At 45.1% G+C, this 15535-nt stretch carries 10 protein-coding genes; 5 read left to right on the top strand and 5 right to left on the bottom strand.

The window, feature by feature from the left end; translation table 11 throughout:
* Positions 1-171: 171 nt before the first annotated feature.
* Together uvrB and JUB15_RS04845 are read right to left on the bottom strand one after the other, a co-directional pair.
* Positions 172-2211 carry an excinuclease ABC subunit UvrB gene (uvrB, locus tag JUB15_RS04850; protein WP_207511205.1) on the bottom strand — a complete coding sequence of 680 codons (2040 nt, stop codon included), beginning with the start codon at positions 2209-2211 and terminating at the stop codon, positions 172-174.
* A gap of 338 nt (positions 2212-2549) precedes the next feature.
* The gene (locus JUB15_RS04845) at positions 2550-3002 is read right to left on the bottom strand and encodes a methylglyoxal synthase (RefSeq protein WP_205507961.1); all 453 of its coding nucleotides are present in this window, start codon (positions 3000-3002) and stop codon (positions 2550-2552) included.
* Between the two features lie 165 nt (positions 3003-3167).
* Here JUB15_RS04845 and JUB15_RS04840 point away from each other — a divergent pair, with 165 nt between their 5' ends.
* On the top strand, positions 3168-3794 hold the full coding sequence (locus JUB15_RS04840; protein ID WP_207511204.1) for a T9SS type A sorting domain-containing protein: 627 nt from the start codon (positions 3168-3170) through the stop codon (positions 3792-3794).
* Positions 3795-4636: 842 nt separating this feature from the next.
* On the opposite strand, the gene recA is transcribed toward JUB15_RS04840, so the two are convergent.
* Entirely contained in the window at positions 4637-5641 is a 1005-nt protein-coding gene (recA, locus tag JUB15_RS04835) for a recombinase RecA (RefSeq protein ID WP_207511203.1), read from the bottom strand.
* A 1084-nt stretch (positions 5642-6725) separates the two neighbouring features.
* On the opposite strand from recA, the gene JUB15_RS04830 reads away from it, so the two are divergent.
* From JUB15_RS04830 to JUB15_RS04815, 4 genes are all read left to right on the top strand, one after another.
* Complete coding sequence (locus JUB15_RS04830; RefSeq protein WP_207511202.1) at positions 6726-7595, top strand: OmpA/MotB family protein; 870 nt, start codon at positions 6726-6728, stop codon at positions 7593-7595.
* A 397-nt stretch (positions 7596-7992) separates the two neighbouring features.
* Positions 7993-10356: a response regulator gene (locus JUB15_RS04825; RefSeq protein WP_207511201.1), complete on the top strand. Its 2364-nt coding sequence runs from the start codon at positions 7993-7995 to the stop codon at positions 10354-10356.
* Between the two features lie 83 nt (positions 10357-10439).
* Positions 10440-11291: a KPN_02809 family neutral zinc metallopeptidase gene (ypfJ, locus tag JUB15_RS04820; protein ID WP_207511200.1), complete on the top strand. Its 852-nt coding sequence runs from the start codon at positions 10440-10442 to the stop codon at positions 11289-11291.
* A gap of 143 nt (positions 11292-11434) precedes the next feature.
* On the top strand, positions 11435-11932 hold the full coding sequence (locus JUB15_RS04815; protein ID WP_207511199.1) for an META domain-containing protein: 498 nt from the start codon (positions 11435-11437) through the stop codon (positions 11930-11932).
* 34 nt (positions 11933-11966) lie between these two features.
* Here JUB15_RS04815 and JUB15_RS04810 read toward each other — a convergent pair whose 3' ends face one another.
* Positions 11967-12668 carry a phosphatase PAP2 family protein gene (locus JUB15_RS04810; RefSeq protein WP_207511198.1) on the bottom strand — a complete coding sequence of 234 codons (702 nt, stop codon included), beginning with the start codon at positions 12666-12668 and terminating at the stop codon, positions 11967-11969.
* 19 nt (positions 12669-12687) lie between these two features.
* Positions 12688-14931, bottom strand: a complete 2244-nt coding sequence (locus JUB15_RS28690; RefSeq protein ID WP_207511197.1) for a helix-turn-helix domain-containing protein — start codon at positions 14929-14931, stop codon at positions 12688-12690.
* Positions 14932-15535: the final 604 nt, after the last annotated feature.

Here is a 15535-nt window from a genome sequence, read left to right as displayed (position 1 = left end):
CTATGGCAGGTGTATGAAGAATTATTTGATGTATCCTGAAAGCCGTTGTAACAGGAATGAGCGACGGCTTTTGATAGAATAAGGCGTTGGGTTTAGGGGTTACATTCGAACGTGCTAAAAACGGGGATGTGTGGATAATATTATATTATACACATTGTTTTTTCATAACGCCTAACCTTTCATTTCCTGCAGTTGTTTTTGCAGGTTGAACATTTCATCGCGTAATCGGGCTGCTTCCATAAAGTCGAGGTCGCGCGCTGCTTTCTCCATTTCCTTTTTGGTTTTGGCAATGGCTTTTTCCATTTGCGGAATGGTTTGGTAAACTACCTGTTCTTCGGCTGCGGTGGTTACCAGGTCGTCGCTTGGTGCTATTGCATATGGATTGGCAGGATCATAGCCTTTAATATCGAGCACTGAAGTCTGTGCAAACACCTGGTCGCGTGATTTTTTAACTGTTTTTGGAACAATGCCATGAAGCGTATTATGGGCAATTTGTTTTTCGCGGCGGCGGTTGGTCTCATCGATCGTGCGCTGCATGCTTTCGGTCATGTTGTCGGCGTAAAAGATCACCAGTCCGTCAACATTACGCGCTGCTCGGCCGGCTGTCTGGGTCAAAGATTTTTCATTACGCAAAAACCCTTCTTTATCAGCATCCAGGATGGCCACCAGGGATACTTCGGGCAGATCGAGGCCTTCGCGCAACAAGTTTACGCCTACCAGTACATCTATTTCGCCTAAACGCAGCTGGCGTAATATTTCAACACGTTCCAGCGTATCTACCTCACTGTGAATGTATTTTGATTTTATATTGATGCGGTGCAGGTACTTGTCCATTTCTTCCGCCATGCGTTTTGTGAGCGTGGTTACCAGTACCCGGTCGCCTTTTTTAACGCGTTTATCAATCTCATCGAGCAGGTCATCGATCTGGTTCACGCTGGGACGAATTTCAATGGGCGGGTCAAGCAAACCGGTGGGCCTTACCACCTGTTCCACTACTATACCATCGGTTTTTTCCAGTTCATAATCACCGGGGGTGGCTGATACAAAGATGGTTTGGTCGAGGAGCGATTCAAATTCATGAAAGTTCAGAGGCCTGTTGTCGAGCGCCGATGGCAGGCGGAACCCATAGTCTACCAGTACCAGTTTACGGCTTCTGTCGCCGCCATACATACCACTCACCTGTGGAATGGTCTGGTGGCTTTCATCTATCACGCACAGAAAATCTTTAGGGAAATAATCGAGCAAACAGAACGGCCGGGTGCCCGGAATGCGGCGGTCGAAGAACCGGGAATAGTTCTCTACCCCATTACAATACCCCAGCTCGCGGATCATTTCCACATCATAGTTCACCCGTTCGCTGAGGCGCTGTGCTTCAATAAACTTCCCAACACTTTTAAAATACTCGACCTGGGCGGCACATTCATCCTGGATCTCGGCCAGGATCTGTTGGATCATGTCCTTAGGCGCCAGGTACAGGTTGGCCGGGAAGATAGCGGCGTTTTCCACTACCCCAATGCGTTTACCGGTCTTTATATCAAGTGTTTCAATGGTCTCGATCTCATCGCCAAAGAAAGTGATGCGGTACCCGAAGTCTACGTAGGGCAGGTTGATATCTACAGTATCGCCCTGTACCCGGAAATTACCCCGGTTAAAATCGATGGTGCTGCGCGAATACAGCGAGTTAACGAGGGCATGCAAAAAGCCCTGGCGGCTTATTACCTGGCCCTGGTGAATGCGGATGATCCCGTTCTCGAACTCGGCGGGGTTACCGATACCATATATACAGCTCACGGAAGCTACTACGATAATGTCGCGGCGGCCGCTGAGCAGTTCCGTGGTAGCCTGCAGGCGCAGTTTGTCCAGTTCTTCGTTGATACTCAGGTCTTTTTCAATATAAGTATCGCTTACCGGCATGTACGCCTCGGGCTGGTAGTAATCGTAATAGCTGACAAAATACCCCACGGCATTTTCGGGGAAGAACTGTTTGAACTCGCCGTATAACTGGGCAACCAGTGTTTTATTATGGGTAAGCACCAGGGTAGGTTTCTGTACCTGCTGGATAACATTGGCAATAGTAAAGGTTTTACCAGAGCCGGTCACCCCCAGCAGGGTCTGATATTTTTCACCATCCTGCAGTCCGGCCACCAACTGGCGGATCGCTTCCGGCTGGTCGCCGGCTGGTTGATATGGAGCGTGTAATTTAAAAGCCATAATGTAATGTAGGTAAGGAGCCGGTAAATTTCGTGCTTTGATGGAAAGGCACAAAACCAGCTATACAAATTTACCACCTGGTCGCAACCAATGTGTACTTCGGCAAGACCAGGTTTAAATTAAACGATCCGGGCTTTTGAATGTTCAAACCTGATTTCGGGATTTCTGATTGCTGATTTTGGGATTTCGAGATTTATATAAGTTTGAATTTTCCTAATCTCAAAGTGTCCTAATCTCAAGTTTCCAAATCTCAAAATCTCAAAATCTCAAAATCTCCAAATCTGCCTGTCGGAAATCGTAAAGTATGTGTTTTGATATGGGTGGCGTTAAATCAAACGTTAAATTTTCCGGTTCAGATAGGTAGTGTAATCGGGGATATTGACCATGTACTCTTCCATCATCAATGGTGAGGTAAGAATAAAATCAGCAGTGGCGCGGTCGTTGGCCACAATGCAATTCCAGGCAATGGCTACCCGTAATAATGCTTTCACATCGCTATCGTGCGGTTGTGCTTCCATGGGATCCCAGAAAAAGATCAATACATCTATGTCGCCGCCGGCAATCAGGGCGCCGATCTGCTGGTCGCCGCCCAAAGGTCCGCTGAGCAAGGCTTTTACCGGGCGGTCCAGGGCGTTTTCGAGCAATTTGCCGGTTGTTCCGGTGGCAATCAACTCATGCCGGGCTAATACAGTCTTATTAAACTCTGCCCATTCTATCAGGTCTTTCTTCTTGTTGTCGTGTGCTACCAATGCAATTCGTTTACGGGCGTTTAGTTTTCTGACTTTAAGCATAGACTTGTGTTCTTTGTTGTATTAAATGTATCGGGAACAAGGTAATTGACTTTTGAAAAACTTTAACTGCTCCTCCTGAATTTTATTACAGGCATAAACGTTTTCCACATTCGGGCACAGTAATTGTTAATAGTGAGTTCTTGAAGATTTGACCCATTAAGTTCCATGAAGAAAGGCGTACTGGTATATTTATTATGCCTGCTTGTGCACGTATGTACAGCGCAGGAAGAACCAACAGTTTCTCCGTTGGCCAATCATTTCCCTGTTGATACTTCTCCATATATCGCTGATCTTGCTGTAAGCATTCGTGAAAATAAAGTTGTTTTAAACTGGCGACAACCGGAAGATACCTCTTTTACATTTGCCACTATTGAAAGAAGCAGTGGTGGCCGCGAGTATGAAGTGGTGGCTGTATTGAAGCAAACGGATATCAAGCCCGAGAATGAGTGGATCGATGATGCGCCCGCGAAAGGACGTAGTTTGTACCGGGTTCGTTTTTCCGGTAAAAGCGGGTTGCAACTGGCGTTCTCGAAAGCGGTAGAGGCATTGATCGCGGGTGATATTTCTTTTCGCTTTTATCCCAACCCGGTAGATAATATATTAATTGTGCGGTCCGAAGCCATACTCGATGTACAGGTGCTGGATGCTACCGGTAAACAACGGATCGGGCTAAACAATTTGCAGGGTTTACAAACCATTAATGTTTCTACACTTGAAAAAGGCATCTATTTTTTGCGGATAAACAATCACACGACAGGCCTGATAACCCAGGAAAAACTGCTGAAAAATTAGTTAAAGGCAGTCTACAGGCTATGCTCAACCGATGCTAGCAGCTTCAAGGCCTATTTTTTGAAAAATGTCAATAACTTTCCTGGATCGCATCTTACAGAGTCGCCAGACAGGCACATGTCCGTGTGTAGATTATTGATTTCCTGCCCCTTACGGTCATAAATAAAGCATGTATTTATACGCAAAAACAGCTATCAAATCTCCCAATTACCTTGGTATTTTTACTATTACCACAAAATGGTATTGCAGATATCAGAATTCCCCACTATTTTTACCTCGGTTTTTCATAGGATATTGGATTTTAAAAGCGGGGTTGAATTTCTATTCAGACCCCTTTTTTATTTTATAGACCTGCTGTAATAACTCACACCAGCTATTTCTTCCCGTGAAATGATGTAAATAGTGTTTTTTTTATCGCGTAAACAGAATGTTTACGAACCTCCACATATACCATACTTAGGCTTCAGATAGAGTATTGGCGTTCCTATAATAAAAATAAAACGCTAATTATACTTAAAGTATGCCGTGACTAGCTGCAGGATCACATGCCTTTAACCTTCCTGTAAGGTCCGCTGTACCCTGTAGCTAACCACAAGCAGCAGCTTATAAAAAAAATCGTCCCGGCAACGCCGGGACGATCTACTTACTAACCCATAAAATTCAACTGAACCTAAAAAAAATTTGAAATAGAAAATGTGCAAACTGACCTGCTTTTAAGCGAGCGTTGCCACTAGCAAATGCCTACAGCGGCTTCTACTGTGTTTTTATCACACGTTTTTAGATCTGGACGATAATTGCCTTTGCGGGGCGTTGATCTTTCTGTTCGCTGGTTGCACATCTACACATTATGCCGTTTGTTGCATTTCTTTGATCTTTTCTCTGATCTTGGTTTCAATTTCGTTTGATAACTCAGGATTATCGATCAGCAATTGTTTCACTGCGTCGCGGCCCTGGCCGAGTTTATCTGAGTTGTAGCTGAACCAGCTGCCGCTTTTATTTACAATACCCAGTTCAACGCCCATATCGAGTATTTCACCGGTTTTTGAAATGCCTTCGCCGAACACGATATCAAATTCTGCGGCGCGAAAAGGAGGAGCTACTTTATTTTTTACCACTTTAACTTTAACACGGTTACCGATGGCTTCATCACCGTCCTTGATCTGTGCGGTACGGCGAATGTCCAGTCGAACCGAAGCGTAGAATTTCAGGGCGTTACCACCGGTAGTGGTTTCGGGGTTACCGAACATGACGCCGATCTTTTCACGCAGCTGGTTGATGAAGATGCAAATGGTATTTGTTTTATTGATCGTGGCAGTGAGCTTACGCAGGGCCTGAGACATCAGGCGGGCCTGTAATCCCATTTTGCTGTCACCCATTTCACCTTCCAGCTCGCCTTTGGGAACCAGGGCGGCTACTGAGTCGATCACAACTACGTCCAAAGCACCTGATAAAATCAGCCGGTCGGCTATCTCCAGGGCTTGCTCGCCGTAGTCGGGTTGAGAAATAAGCAGGTTATCTACGTCTACACCGAGTTTTTTAGCATACAGGCTGTCAAAAGCATGTTCCGCATCGATGATGGCGCACATACCGCCTTTTTTCTGGGCTTCTGCAATTACATGTATTGCAATTGTTGTTTTACCGGAAGATTCAGGTCCGTAGATCTCTACGATACGGCCTTTTGGCAAACCGCCAACGCCCAGGGCTGTATCCAGACCAATAGAACCGGATGAAATTACTTCAATGGGATCCTGCGACTTCTCGTTCATCATCATCACACTTCCCTTACCAAAATCTTTCTCGATCTTATCTATAGTTAGCTTTAGCGCTTTTGCTTTTTCGTTGTCTGCCATAATGGGTTGTTTTTAGTCTTTCAAATTTACCGATTGCCAAATGTAGAGAAAATTATATTATCAACACTAATTATTTTAGTATTTGCGGACTAATTTTTTTGGTGGCAGGTTCAGGGTACAAGTTACAGGTATGCTTCATTGAAGCCTGATGGGAGAAGGTATGCGGTTTACCGGTTGCCGGTTACCAGGCGCTACAATTCGGAACCACTCATTATTATTGGATATCCTGACATTTCAGCGGACACCCGGTACCTGGCGCCCGGTAACGCGCAAAAACAAAACCCTGCCAGCGCGACGTAGCAGGGTTACCCACATGAAATTTCTAAAGAAAAACTACTTCAGGAAAAGGCAATGGCTGAAACCATGCAGGCTAAACAAAGTGACAATAAATCCTGGTACAAATCAATACCACTTAGTGGTATTTTTTGTCCCGTGCCTTTCTTCATATTGTCATTAATTTCATCTGTATTCTTGTAGATAATCAGTGCTAACGCAACCTGCGAATGACACGATCATGAGTGCTGGATGTATCAAATCATCATTCCCAATCTTTGCAGTGGGATCGGCAGAAGCTGCGGAAGAATACATTTCCAAAATGGTAATTTTATCATTGCTCAAATCAATACAAGATCTCCTATTTAAACTACATCCTATAGCTCAGGTCTTATTCCTGATAACAGCTGTTGGAACCAGGTGGTGACAAAGAGATACGACAATTGTGATGGTAACAGGTGAAAATTCCAGGTACGTATAACAGATTCCGTTAGTAATGCGCCTTTTTGCAGTTGTTGAACGGTGTTTTGGATATGAGGCATCCATTGGCGCAATTTTAACATGACTGGCTTTACCCGCCTGGCGGTTGCATCAAACCCAAAAAATACCGTCGATTGGCTGTTACAGCGGTTTACAGCCAGAAAAAATTTATTAAAACGATCTTAAATTCAGGTTTTATTCAAATTAGAAAGGGCGATAATTGGTTTGATCTATACCTTTGCGGCTGCCAGGCATAATCCTTGCTTATGGGGGGTGCGAAAAGTGAAAGGAAAGTGATGGGTCTGGCTAAACAATTAAAACAACATACAATATGAAATGTAAGCAGGTGTTATTTACAGGGCTTTCTTCTCTGTTACTTTTTTCATGTGTCAGCTCAAAAAAATACAAAGGCGAAGTAGCAAAATACAATGAGCTGAGTGGCAATTATACTAAACTGCAGGGCGACCTGAAGAGCTGTGAAGATGCAAAAGCTGAATATGCCCGCAATAAATCGGCCCTGGAAAATGAAATCGAGAACCTGAAGAAACAAAACGAATTTTTAAAAGAAAACAATACGCAGGCCCTGAAACAACTGCAGGACCTGTCAGTGATCTCTTCTTCACAAGCAGAAAGCATCAAGAAATCACTGGAGAACATTGGTGCGAAAGATGCCTACATCCAGGACCTGCAAGCCTCTATGGCGCGTAAGGATTCTTTAAACATGGCCCTGGTGATGAACCTGAAAGGCGCCATTGGCAACCTTGCCGATGAAGATATCAATATCAAGGTTGACAAAGGTGTTGTTTACATCGACATCTCTGACAAACTGTTGTTCAACAGCGGCAGCTATGTAATTACGCCAAAAGCAACCGAAGTACTGGGTAAAGTAGCCAAGGTGTTACAAAACCAACCTGATATCGAGTTCATGGTAGAAGGCCATACCGACAATGTAAAATTCTCCAAAGGCGTTCTGCTCGACAACTGGGATCTGAGTGTACACCGTGCAACTGCTGTAGTGCGTGTTTTACAAAATCAATACGGCCTGAACCCTGCCCATATCGCAGCTGCCGGCCGCGGTGAATATCTACCGGTAGCACCAAACGATACGCCTGCAGGCCGTGCCGCCAACCGCAGAACAAGGATCGTGATCCTGCCCCAACTCGATCAGTTCTTCAAACTGCTGGAACCTAAAAAATCATAAAAGGTCTTATCAAATAGCACAGGGTTGTCCCGAATTCTCAGGACAGCCTTTTTTTTTGCAGTTAAATGAAACGTATAGTGGTTAAATAATAAACCGACCATTGTGCATTTTTCCCTTCCCTCGCCTTCACATACGAAACGCTAAAAGAACAATACATAGAATAAGCCAGCATGCTGCCAGCCTGGTTTTTGCTTTTCATAAAGTTTGATGCATACGGTTATTGATTTAAGTGATTTTACCTAATAATTGTTGAATGATATTTAATTTTAATTAACAATGCCGGCCATTTCTTCTCCATTCCCTTTGAATGTGATAATTTGTCTGCCTTAGACGATCATTTTTTTAGCCATGATGCGTTTGTGTAACAAACCCTGTTGAAAATGCCCGAACCGGTTATATGAAACATGCCAGATGGTTTTTCCTGACTGCCCTTCTTTTGTGTGGCTGTTTGCCTTTTTGCCTGGCAAAGGATAAACCATTGACCGAAGTGGTTGCCCGCAAGGGTGTGCTCGACCTTCGTTCTGTGAATTTGCAGGATCGGTCCATTTCTTTAAGCGGCGAATGGCAATTCTACTGGCGGCGGCTATTGCAGCCGGGTGATGCGCTTTCCGCTACACCAGATTATGTAAACTATCCCTCGCTTTGGAATAAGATCAAACTGCATGGTACAAGTTTACCGGTTGAAGGCTATGCTACGTATGCCCTCACCATTCTATTGCCCGGGAAGCGGCCTCACCTGGCATTGCTGATGCCGGATGTGTATTGTTCCTACCGGATGTTCATAAACGATTCATTAGTCCTCTCGAATGGCCGGCCCGATACATCAGCGCAGAACGCTATTCCTTTCTGGAGCACTCAAACGGTTGATCTTCCTGCCGCCGATACACTGCATGTTTTGTTACAGGTGGCCAATTTCTGGCATACCAAAGGAGGCACCTATAAACAGCCGGTAATCGGGGAAAGCAGTAAAATGAATATAAGGTTGCAGCGCGACAAAGCATACGATCTGCTGCTGGCCGGTTGTTTGTTTATGGGCGGACTATTCTTTTTTGGTTTTTATGCATTTGGCAGCCGCGATAAAGCCATCCTGTATTTTTCGCTTTTCTGTATTGTGTACAGCTACCGCATGGTGGGCACCAGCCTGTATGTGTTGCATTCTGTGTTTCCCGACCTGAGCTGGTTTGTGACCATTCGTTTTGAATATCTAAGCCTCACCCTGGGCGTAATGCTCTTCTCGCGGTATTTTCAAAGTGTATATCCAAAAGATGCCAACCGCTTTATCGTAAATGCGGTCGTAAATATCTGCCTGTTCTACTCGCTGATCATCTTAATTACACCTCCATGGATCTTCACCAAAGGCATAGTGCCCTTTCTGGTAGTAATGTTCCTGTATATCGGCTTTGCATTCTATTCCTGCCTGAGGGCAGTTAAGTTTAAACGGGTGGGTGCTACGTTTGCCCTGATGAGCTGTGGCGTAATGCTGCTGGTATTCCTGCTCATCAATCTGCATTATTTTCAGATGGTAAGTACTGATAAGTGGATCGTCTTTACCGGCTATGTGTTATTCTTCTTTTTACAATCCCTTGTATTGTCGCACCGCTTTGCTTATGCGCTGCGCAAAGCGGCCAATGAAGCAAAACAGGGATTGAACGCCAAAACGGAATTCCTCAGCACCATGTCGCATGAAATTCGAACGCCGTTAAATGTGGTGATCGGCATGGCGCACCTCTTGCTGCGAAATACGCCCCGCAAAGACCAGGAGAAGAACCTGAATGTGTTATTGTTCTCGGCGAATAACCTGCTGTCGATCGTGAACGATATTTTAGATTATAATAAAATTGAAGCCGGCAAGGTGAATTTTGAAATGATCCCGATGGACATTGCCAACATTGCCCAGCACATCACCGGTGGATTAAGCAGCAAGGCCGTAGAAAAAAGGATCGCCCTGAATGCTGCCGTTGATAGCCAGATCACCCGTAAAATTATCGGTGACCCTACCCGTACGACCCAGGTGATCTTTAACCTGGTACAAAACGCCATCAAGTTTACTGAAGTGGGTTCTGTGCATTTGTCGATACAAGCTGAGAAAATTACTGAAGACAGCATAACGCTGACTTTCATGGTAGCCGATACGGGGATTGGGATTGCGCCTGAAAAACAACAATTGATATTCGATCGGTTTACACAGGCCGATTCATCCACCTCCCGCAGTTATGGAGGAACCGGTCTTGGCCTGGCCATCACCAAACGTATATTGGAACTGCAGGGCGTTTCACTGAATTTGAGCAGTGAGCCGGGAAAAGGTTCTGTCTTTTACTTTACACAAACTTTTGCCTTAAGCGATGAACCCGCAGGCTGTGAAGAAATAGAGCGTAGAACTGTTATGCCTGAAAAACAACTGCAGGATGTTCCCATTTTAGTGGTGGAAGACAATCCGTTCAATATCATGGTGGCGCAGTCATTGCTGGAACGCAGCGGCGCTGTCGTGGAAGTAGCCACGAATGGAGAAGAAGCGTTGGAAAAGATTCAACCCGGCAAATACCGCATTGTATTGATGGACCTGAACATGCCTGTTATGGACGGCTTTGAAGCCACCCGCCGGTTACGCGCCCGGGGCGTTTCTTTACCGGTTATTGCATTGACCGCCAGTTTACCGGCCGAAGTAGAAAAAGATGTTGAAAGTGCCGGACTCACCGATATTGTTGTAAAGCCATTCAACCCCGACGAACTGTTCCGCGTGTTATTAAAATACCTGAAATGATAAGAGCCTGCACCCGTGGCATCCCGGGGCACAAAATTTTTTGTGACTGATCAGCTACCTATTTTTGCATATAAATTATTACTATGAAATGGATCGGACGGCGTGAAAGCTCCAATGTGGAAGACCGGAGAGGTTTTTCGGGCGGCGGGCTGGCGGTAGGCGGTGGTATTATTGGCGTTATTGTCCTTTTAGTAAAGCTGTTCCTGGGCGGCGACACTGCCGAGCTTCCCCAGGCCTTGCCCCAGCAGGGGCCTGCGCAGGAAATGAGTGCAGAAGAGCAAAAGCTGGATGATGAAAGAGCGAGTTTCATAAAAGTAGTACTGGCTGATACAGAAGATGTTTGGAACAAACTGTTCTCACAGTCAGGCGAAACGTATGCTGAACCTACCCTGGTACTTTTCAGGCAATCTGTGCAAAGCGCCTGCGGTATGGCAGGTTCGGCCACCGGACCGTTCTATTGCCCGGGCGATCAAAAAGTGTATATCGATCTGTCGTTCTTTGAGGATATGCAGAATCATTTACATGCACCTGGTGATTTTGCCATGGCCTATGTGGTAGCACATGAAGTGGGTCATCATATTCAGAAACTGAATGGCACCAGCGATAAAATGCATCGGTTACGTCAGCAGTTGAGTGAGGAAGAATACAATAAATATTCCGTTAAGCTTGAATTACAGGCCGATTTCCTGGCCGGCGTATGGGCGCATCACGCTCAGCGCATGAAGAACATTCTGGAAGAGAATGATATAGAGGAGGCCCTGAATGCGGCCAATGCCATTGGGGACGACCGTCTGCAAAAAGAAGCGCAGGGGCGCGTGGTTCCCGAATCGTTTACTCATGGTACATCGGCCCAAAGGATGTACTGGTTTAAAAAAGGATTTGAAACCGGTGATCTGAGCCAGGGCAATACCTTTAGAGATCCTTCACTGAATTGATTTCGGGATTTTTGATTTCGGGATTTCCTGATCCCGGCAATTGCTTTTGAAGTTCAAACAAACGGCAAATCCCAAAATCTCAAAATCAGCAATCAGCAATCAGAAATCAGTTATGTGGCATTATTTTTTAAGGTACCTGTTATATGAGACCGTTTACCTTATTATTCAGCATTTGGGTACTGTCTTGTAATGGCTCCCCTGGCAATAATTTACCCACCTACGACAGTACTAAACAGGAAAAACAAGATACAGTTGTTGCGCAAGCCCCACAGGCGCAAAAGGATACTACTAAACTGGGGGGATTGTGGTTTCTTCAACCTGTACTCACTTCCGATACGGCTACCGGTAAGATTCCGCGGCTGGAACTTAACCTGGAGACCAAACGGTTTACCGGCAATACCGGCTGTAACAATATGAACGGAAGTTTTGACTTCACCGATTCCACCTTACAATTCAATCAGCGGATCGTTACCACCAAAATGGCCTGTATCGGTTATAATGAAAGGGCATTCCTGAAAAACCTGTTGCGTACAAACAGTTACAAACTGCAGAATGGTATATTGATCCTGTTATTCAATCAAACAGAAATTTCGCGCTGGACGCGTAAGGTAGCACCCAAACCGGTAATCAATAAAACATAATTTCTCAAGTCTTTCGGCAAACCGCCTCGATAGGTTATACCGTTTTTTTCAGGCCGGTGGGCCTTATCTGGTCTATCAGGAAAGAGCTGAGGAATAACCAGGTTGAACCGATGCAAAAGCCGGCAATCACGTCTGTAAAATAGTGTACCCGCAAATAGATGCGGCTAAAACCTATGCCTAACAGCAAGGCGATCACTAATATTAACAGTGTCCATTTTAATACGGGTTTCGGTCTTTCTTCCCGCCAGATGATGATCATCAGCAAGCCGTAAAAGCATACGCTCATAAAAGCATGGCCGCTGGGAAAACTCAGTCCGCGGGCCGGCTCCAACAAAGGGATGAGCGGGCGATGCCGGTTAAACAATAGTTTCAGGCCCAACATGATGAGCACACTGCTGAGTGCAATAGCGCTCACTTTTATAGAGTACCGTCCTCTTTTACGGATCAGGAAATAAAAGCTCAACAGAAGATTGGCAGGTATCAGGAAATAGTGGGAGCCAAAAAAGGTAATGAACTCCATTAACCGCGTCGTGTTATCGGTAACCAGTGAATGGGCAAAAGCAAAGGCCTTTTCATCGGCGCCTGTTTTGTCGAGGTAAAAAACGCGGTAAGCAATAAATAAAAAGCTGAAAAGGCTGACGGTGAATACAATCAATAAGATGATCAGTTCTTTGGACAGAATGACCACTTTGTTGGCTACCTTTTTTTCCGTTGTACTTAGATCCGATTTTGCCATAGCAATAGTTTGATACCGGTTAATCAGCTGCTTTACTAACCTGCAACCAGTCGAGGTACGATAAAGCCGCTTTTATTTCAGTGTATGAAAATGCATCACCCAGTTTTTCTTTGATCGGTGTCAAAGTGAGTGTTTCCAGATTCAATTCTTCTACGGCCTGCAGTATAACGGCTAATTTGTCTTCTGCTACGATATCCTTAATATCAATGTCGCCGGTCTTTATAAACGGTATCAGGTGGCCCTCAATGGTTGAAGGAGCCAGTCCGCGAACGGAAGCTATTTCCTCAATGTTCTTACCTTCCTTAAACAATTGCAAACTTATCCGGTTCGAATCGCCTCTTTGCGGTTTGGTTGTTTTGGCTGCCGCTTCTTCGACAACTCTTATGCTTTCCGATCTTTTATTTTCTTCTACCCGCGCTAACAGATCAGGTGTGTCAACGCCATTCACCAGGCCTTCCGTAATTTGAACGGCCTGTTGTAATTGTTGTTTCTTGCGTTGTGGCAACAGCAGCAATTGCTGCAGGGTTGACACATACTTTTTTACCTTGGGTTTTACTTTAATAACGGCTATATGCTCTTTAATGGCCGTTTCCATGGCTTCCATGGCCGCCGAAAAATAGGTGCTACCGGCCTTTACCCGTTCATGCAGGAACCGATAGCCATCCTGTGGCGCATTGGGTAACAGCTGTTCCAGTTGCCGGGTGAATTTGTCGGCCATTTCCTGCTGTTTTAAAACGGCTTCCAACAGTTCCTTGGCCCACAATACACAGGTATTTTTATCCGGGATCTGCCTGGCTTCGTATCCTTCAAAATGCATTTGCATTGCTTCTGCCAGCTTCAGCCAGTCAAAAGTTCGTACCAGGGAACGGGTTAAAAACAATCTTTGTTCGTGCTGTAATTCCTGTGCCAGCTGATCTTCTTCTCTTTCCAGCCGGGTAAATGCCAGCACCCGCTCATCGGTGTTAATGCTGGAAGGGTGAATGCGCGAGTAGAGAACAAGTCCACTCAGGGAAGTGAGGCGGCTAAGCGCAACATAGACCTGTCCGGGCGCAAAAGATGCCCCTGCATCAATGATCGCTTTTTCGAATGTAAGGCCCTGGCTTTTATGTATAGTAATGGCCCAGGCCAGCCGAACGGGAAATTGTTTAAAGGAACCAACTTCCTCCTCTTCTATTTTATCTTCTTCATTATTATACTGGTAGCGGATATTCCGCCAGGTTTCTTTTTCCAGCAGCATGTCGTGTTCATCGCCTTCAAACCGCACATATACCTCTTCGCCCGCAATGCGTGAAATAGTGGCAATTTTACCATTGAAAAATCTTCTTGATTCACCCTTGTCGTTCTTTATGAACATGATCTGGGCGCCTGGTTTCAATTGCAAGAGCTGATCGGCCGGGAAAGCGCGCTCATTAAAGTCGCCGCTTACCTCGGCTTTGAATTCATATAATTCACCTGGCAGCCTGTTCAGCTGTTGCTGATTGATAGTGTCAGCCCGGGCGTTGTGTGTGGTAAGGGTAATATAGCTTTCGTTTGGGGCACTTTCATAGCCGGGCAAATAGTGTTTATGCAACAGGTCAAGGTCTTCGTTCGTGGTCTTGTTATTCCGGATATTATTCAGCACGTTAATAAATTCCTGCTCATGCTGGCGGTAGATCTTTTTCAGTTCAAGGTATAGCGGTGGTTGTTGCTGCAGGGCCTGCGCATCAAAAAAGAAGGGACTGCGATAGTGGTGCCGCAGAACATCCCATTCGTCATTTTTAGCTACCGGCGGCAATTGAAACAGGTCGCCGATGTACAGTACCTGTATGCCGCCAAATGGCTCCTGCTTTCTTCTAGCATGGCGTAGTATACAATCAATTTCATCGAGAATGTCGGCGCGCAGCATACTCACTTCATCAATGATGAGCAGTTCCAGTTCCTGCAACAGCAGTTTTTTATCGTTATTGAGCCGCAGGTTTTGTAACAGGGTATGCGGGGTATTAAAGAAACTGTTACCGTTCCAGCCGCTTGGCGTGGCCGGAATGAAAGAGCCATGGGGCAGCTGAAAGAAAGAATGGAGGGTAACACCGCCGGCATTGATGGCTGCTACCCCTGTTGGCGCTACTATGGCCAGCTTTTTAAAAGTGTTATCGCGGATGTATTTGAGGAAGGTGGTTTTGCCGGTGCCTGCTTTTCCGGTAAGGAAAAGATGGCGGTTTGTTTGATTCACAAACCGAACAGCCAGTTGAAACAGTTGATTGGATGTATCGGTAGAAAAAGCCATAGCACCTCACTTTGCGGCAAGATAAGTAATGAAGGAAGAAGGGCAATGAATTTATGGCATACCAACGTTAGGCAACAAAATGTGATCTCATCTAGGGCAGGTGCCAACCGGGAAAAGATTGGTTTTACAAGGCAGATCCGTCAAAGATGATATTATTATTTTTCAGATATTCACTTATTGTCAAGAAAACCGCTATTTTAAAAAAAATGGGGTTAAATAAGTCATATTTCAAGGCCAAAAAGTTAGAATTTTGCCTTCTTTATATGATTTAGATCACAAAAAATGAGGGAAATTGAAAAATTGTACTATATTAGCAGAGGTGGAAATAAAAAAGCCACCCGTAGAAACGGCTGGCCTCTAACGATTGCTTGCCATATGAAAAAAGAGATAAATCTATTTGTCTTTTTGAATACTGCATCTTATCTTGCCGTATTCTTTTGAGCCTCTAATGATTGCTTTTTACTCTAACGATTGCTTCCCAACACCATTTTGCTCATTTGCTGAATCAAAAGTAGGATGTAAATACGTACCTTTCAAAACATCTTACTACCGGTTTTATTACGCCAAAAGCGTGAAAAAAATCCTAAAACCCTTACCGGTATTG

Origin of the sequence: Longitalea luteola, from assembly GCF_017356035.1 — a bacterium.
GTDB classification, from domain to species: domain Bacteria; phylum Bacteroidota; class Bacteroidia; order Chitinophagales; family Chitinophagaceae; genus Niastella; species Niastella luteola.
The sequence above is the reverse complement of the archived record's forward strand: the minus strand, read 5'-3'. Positions and strand labels throughout refer to the sequence as shown.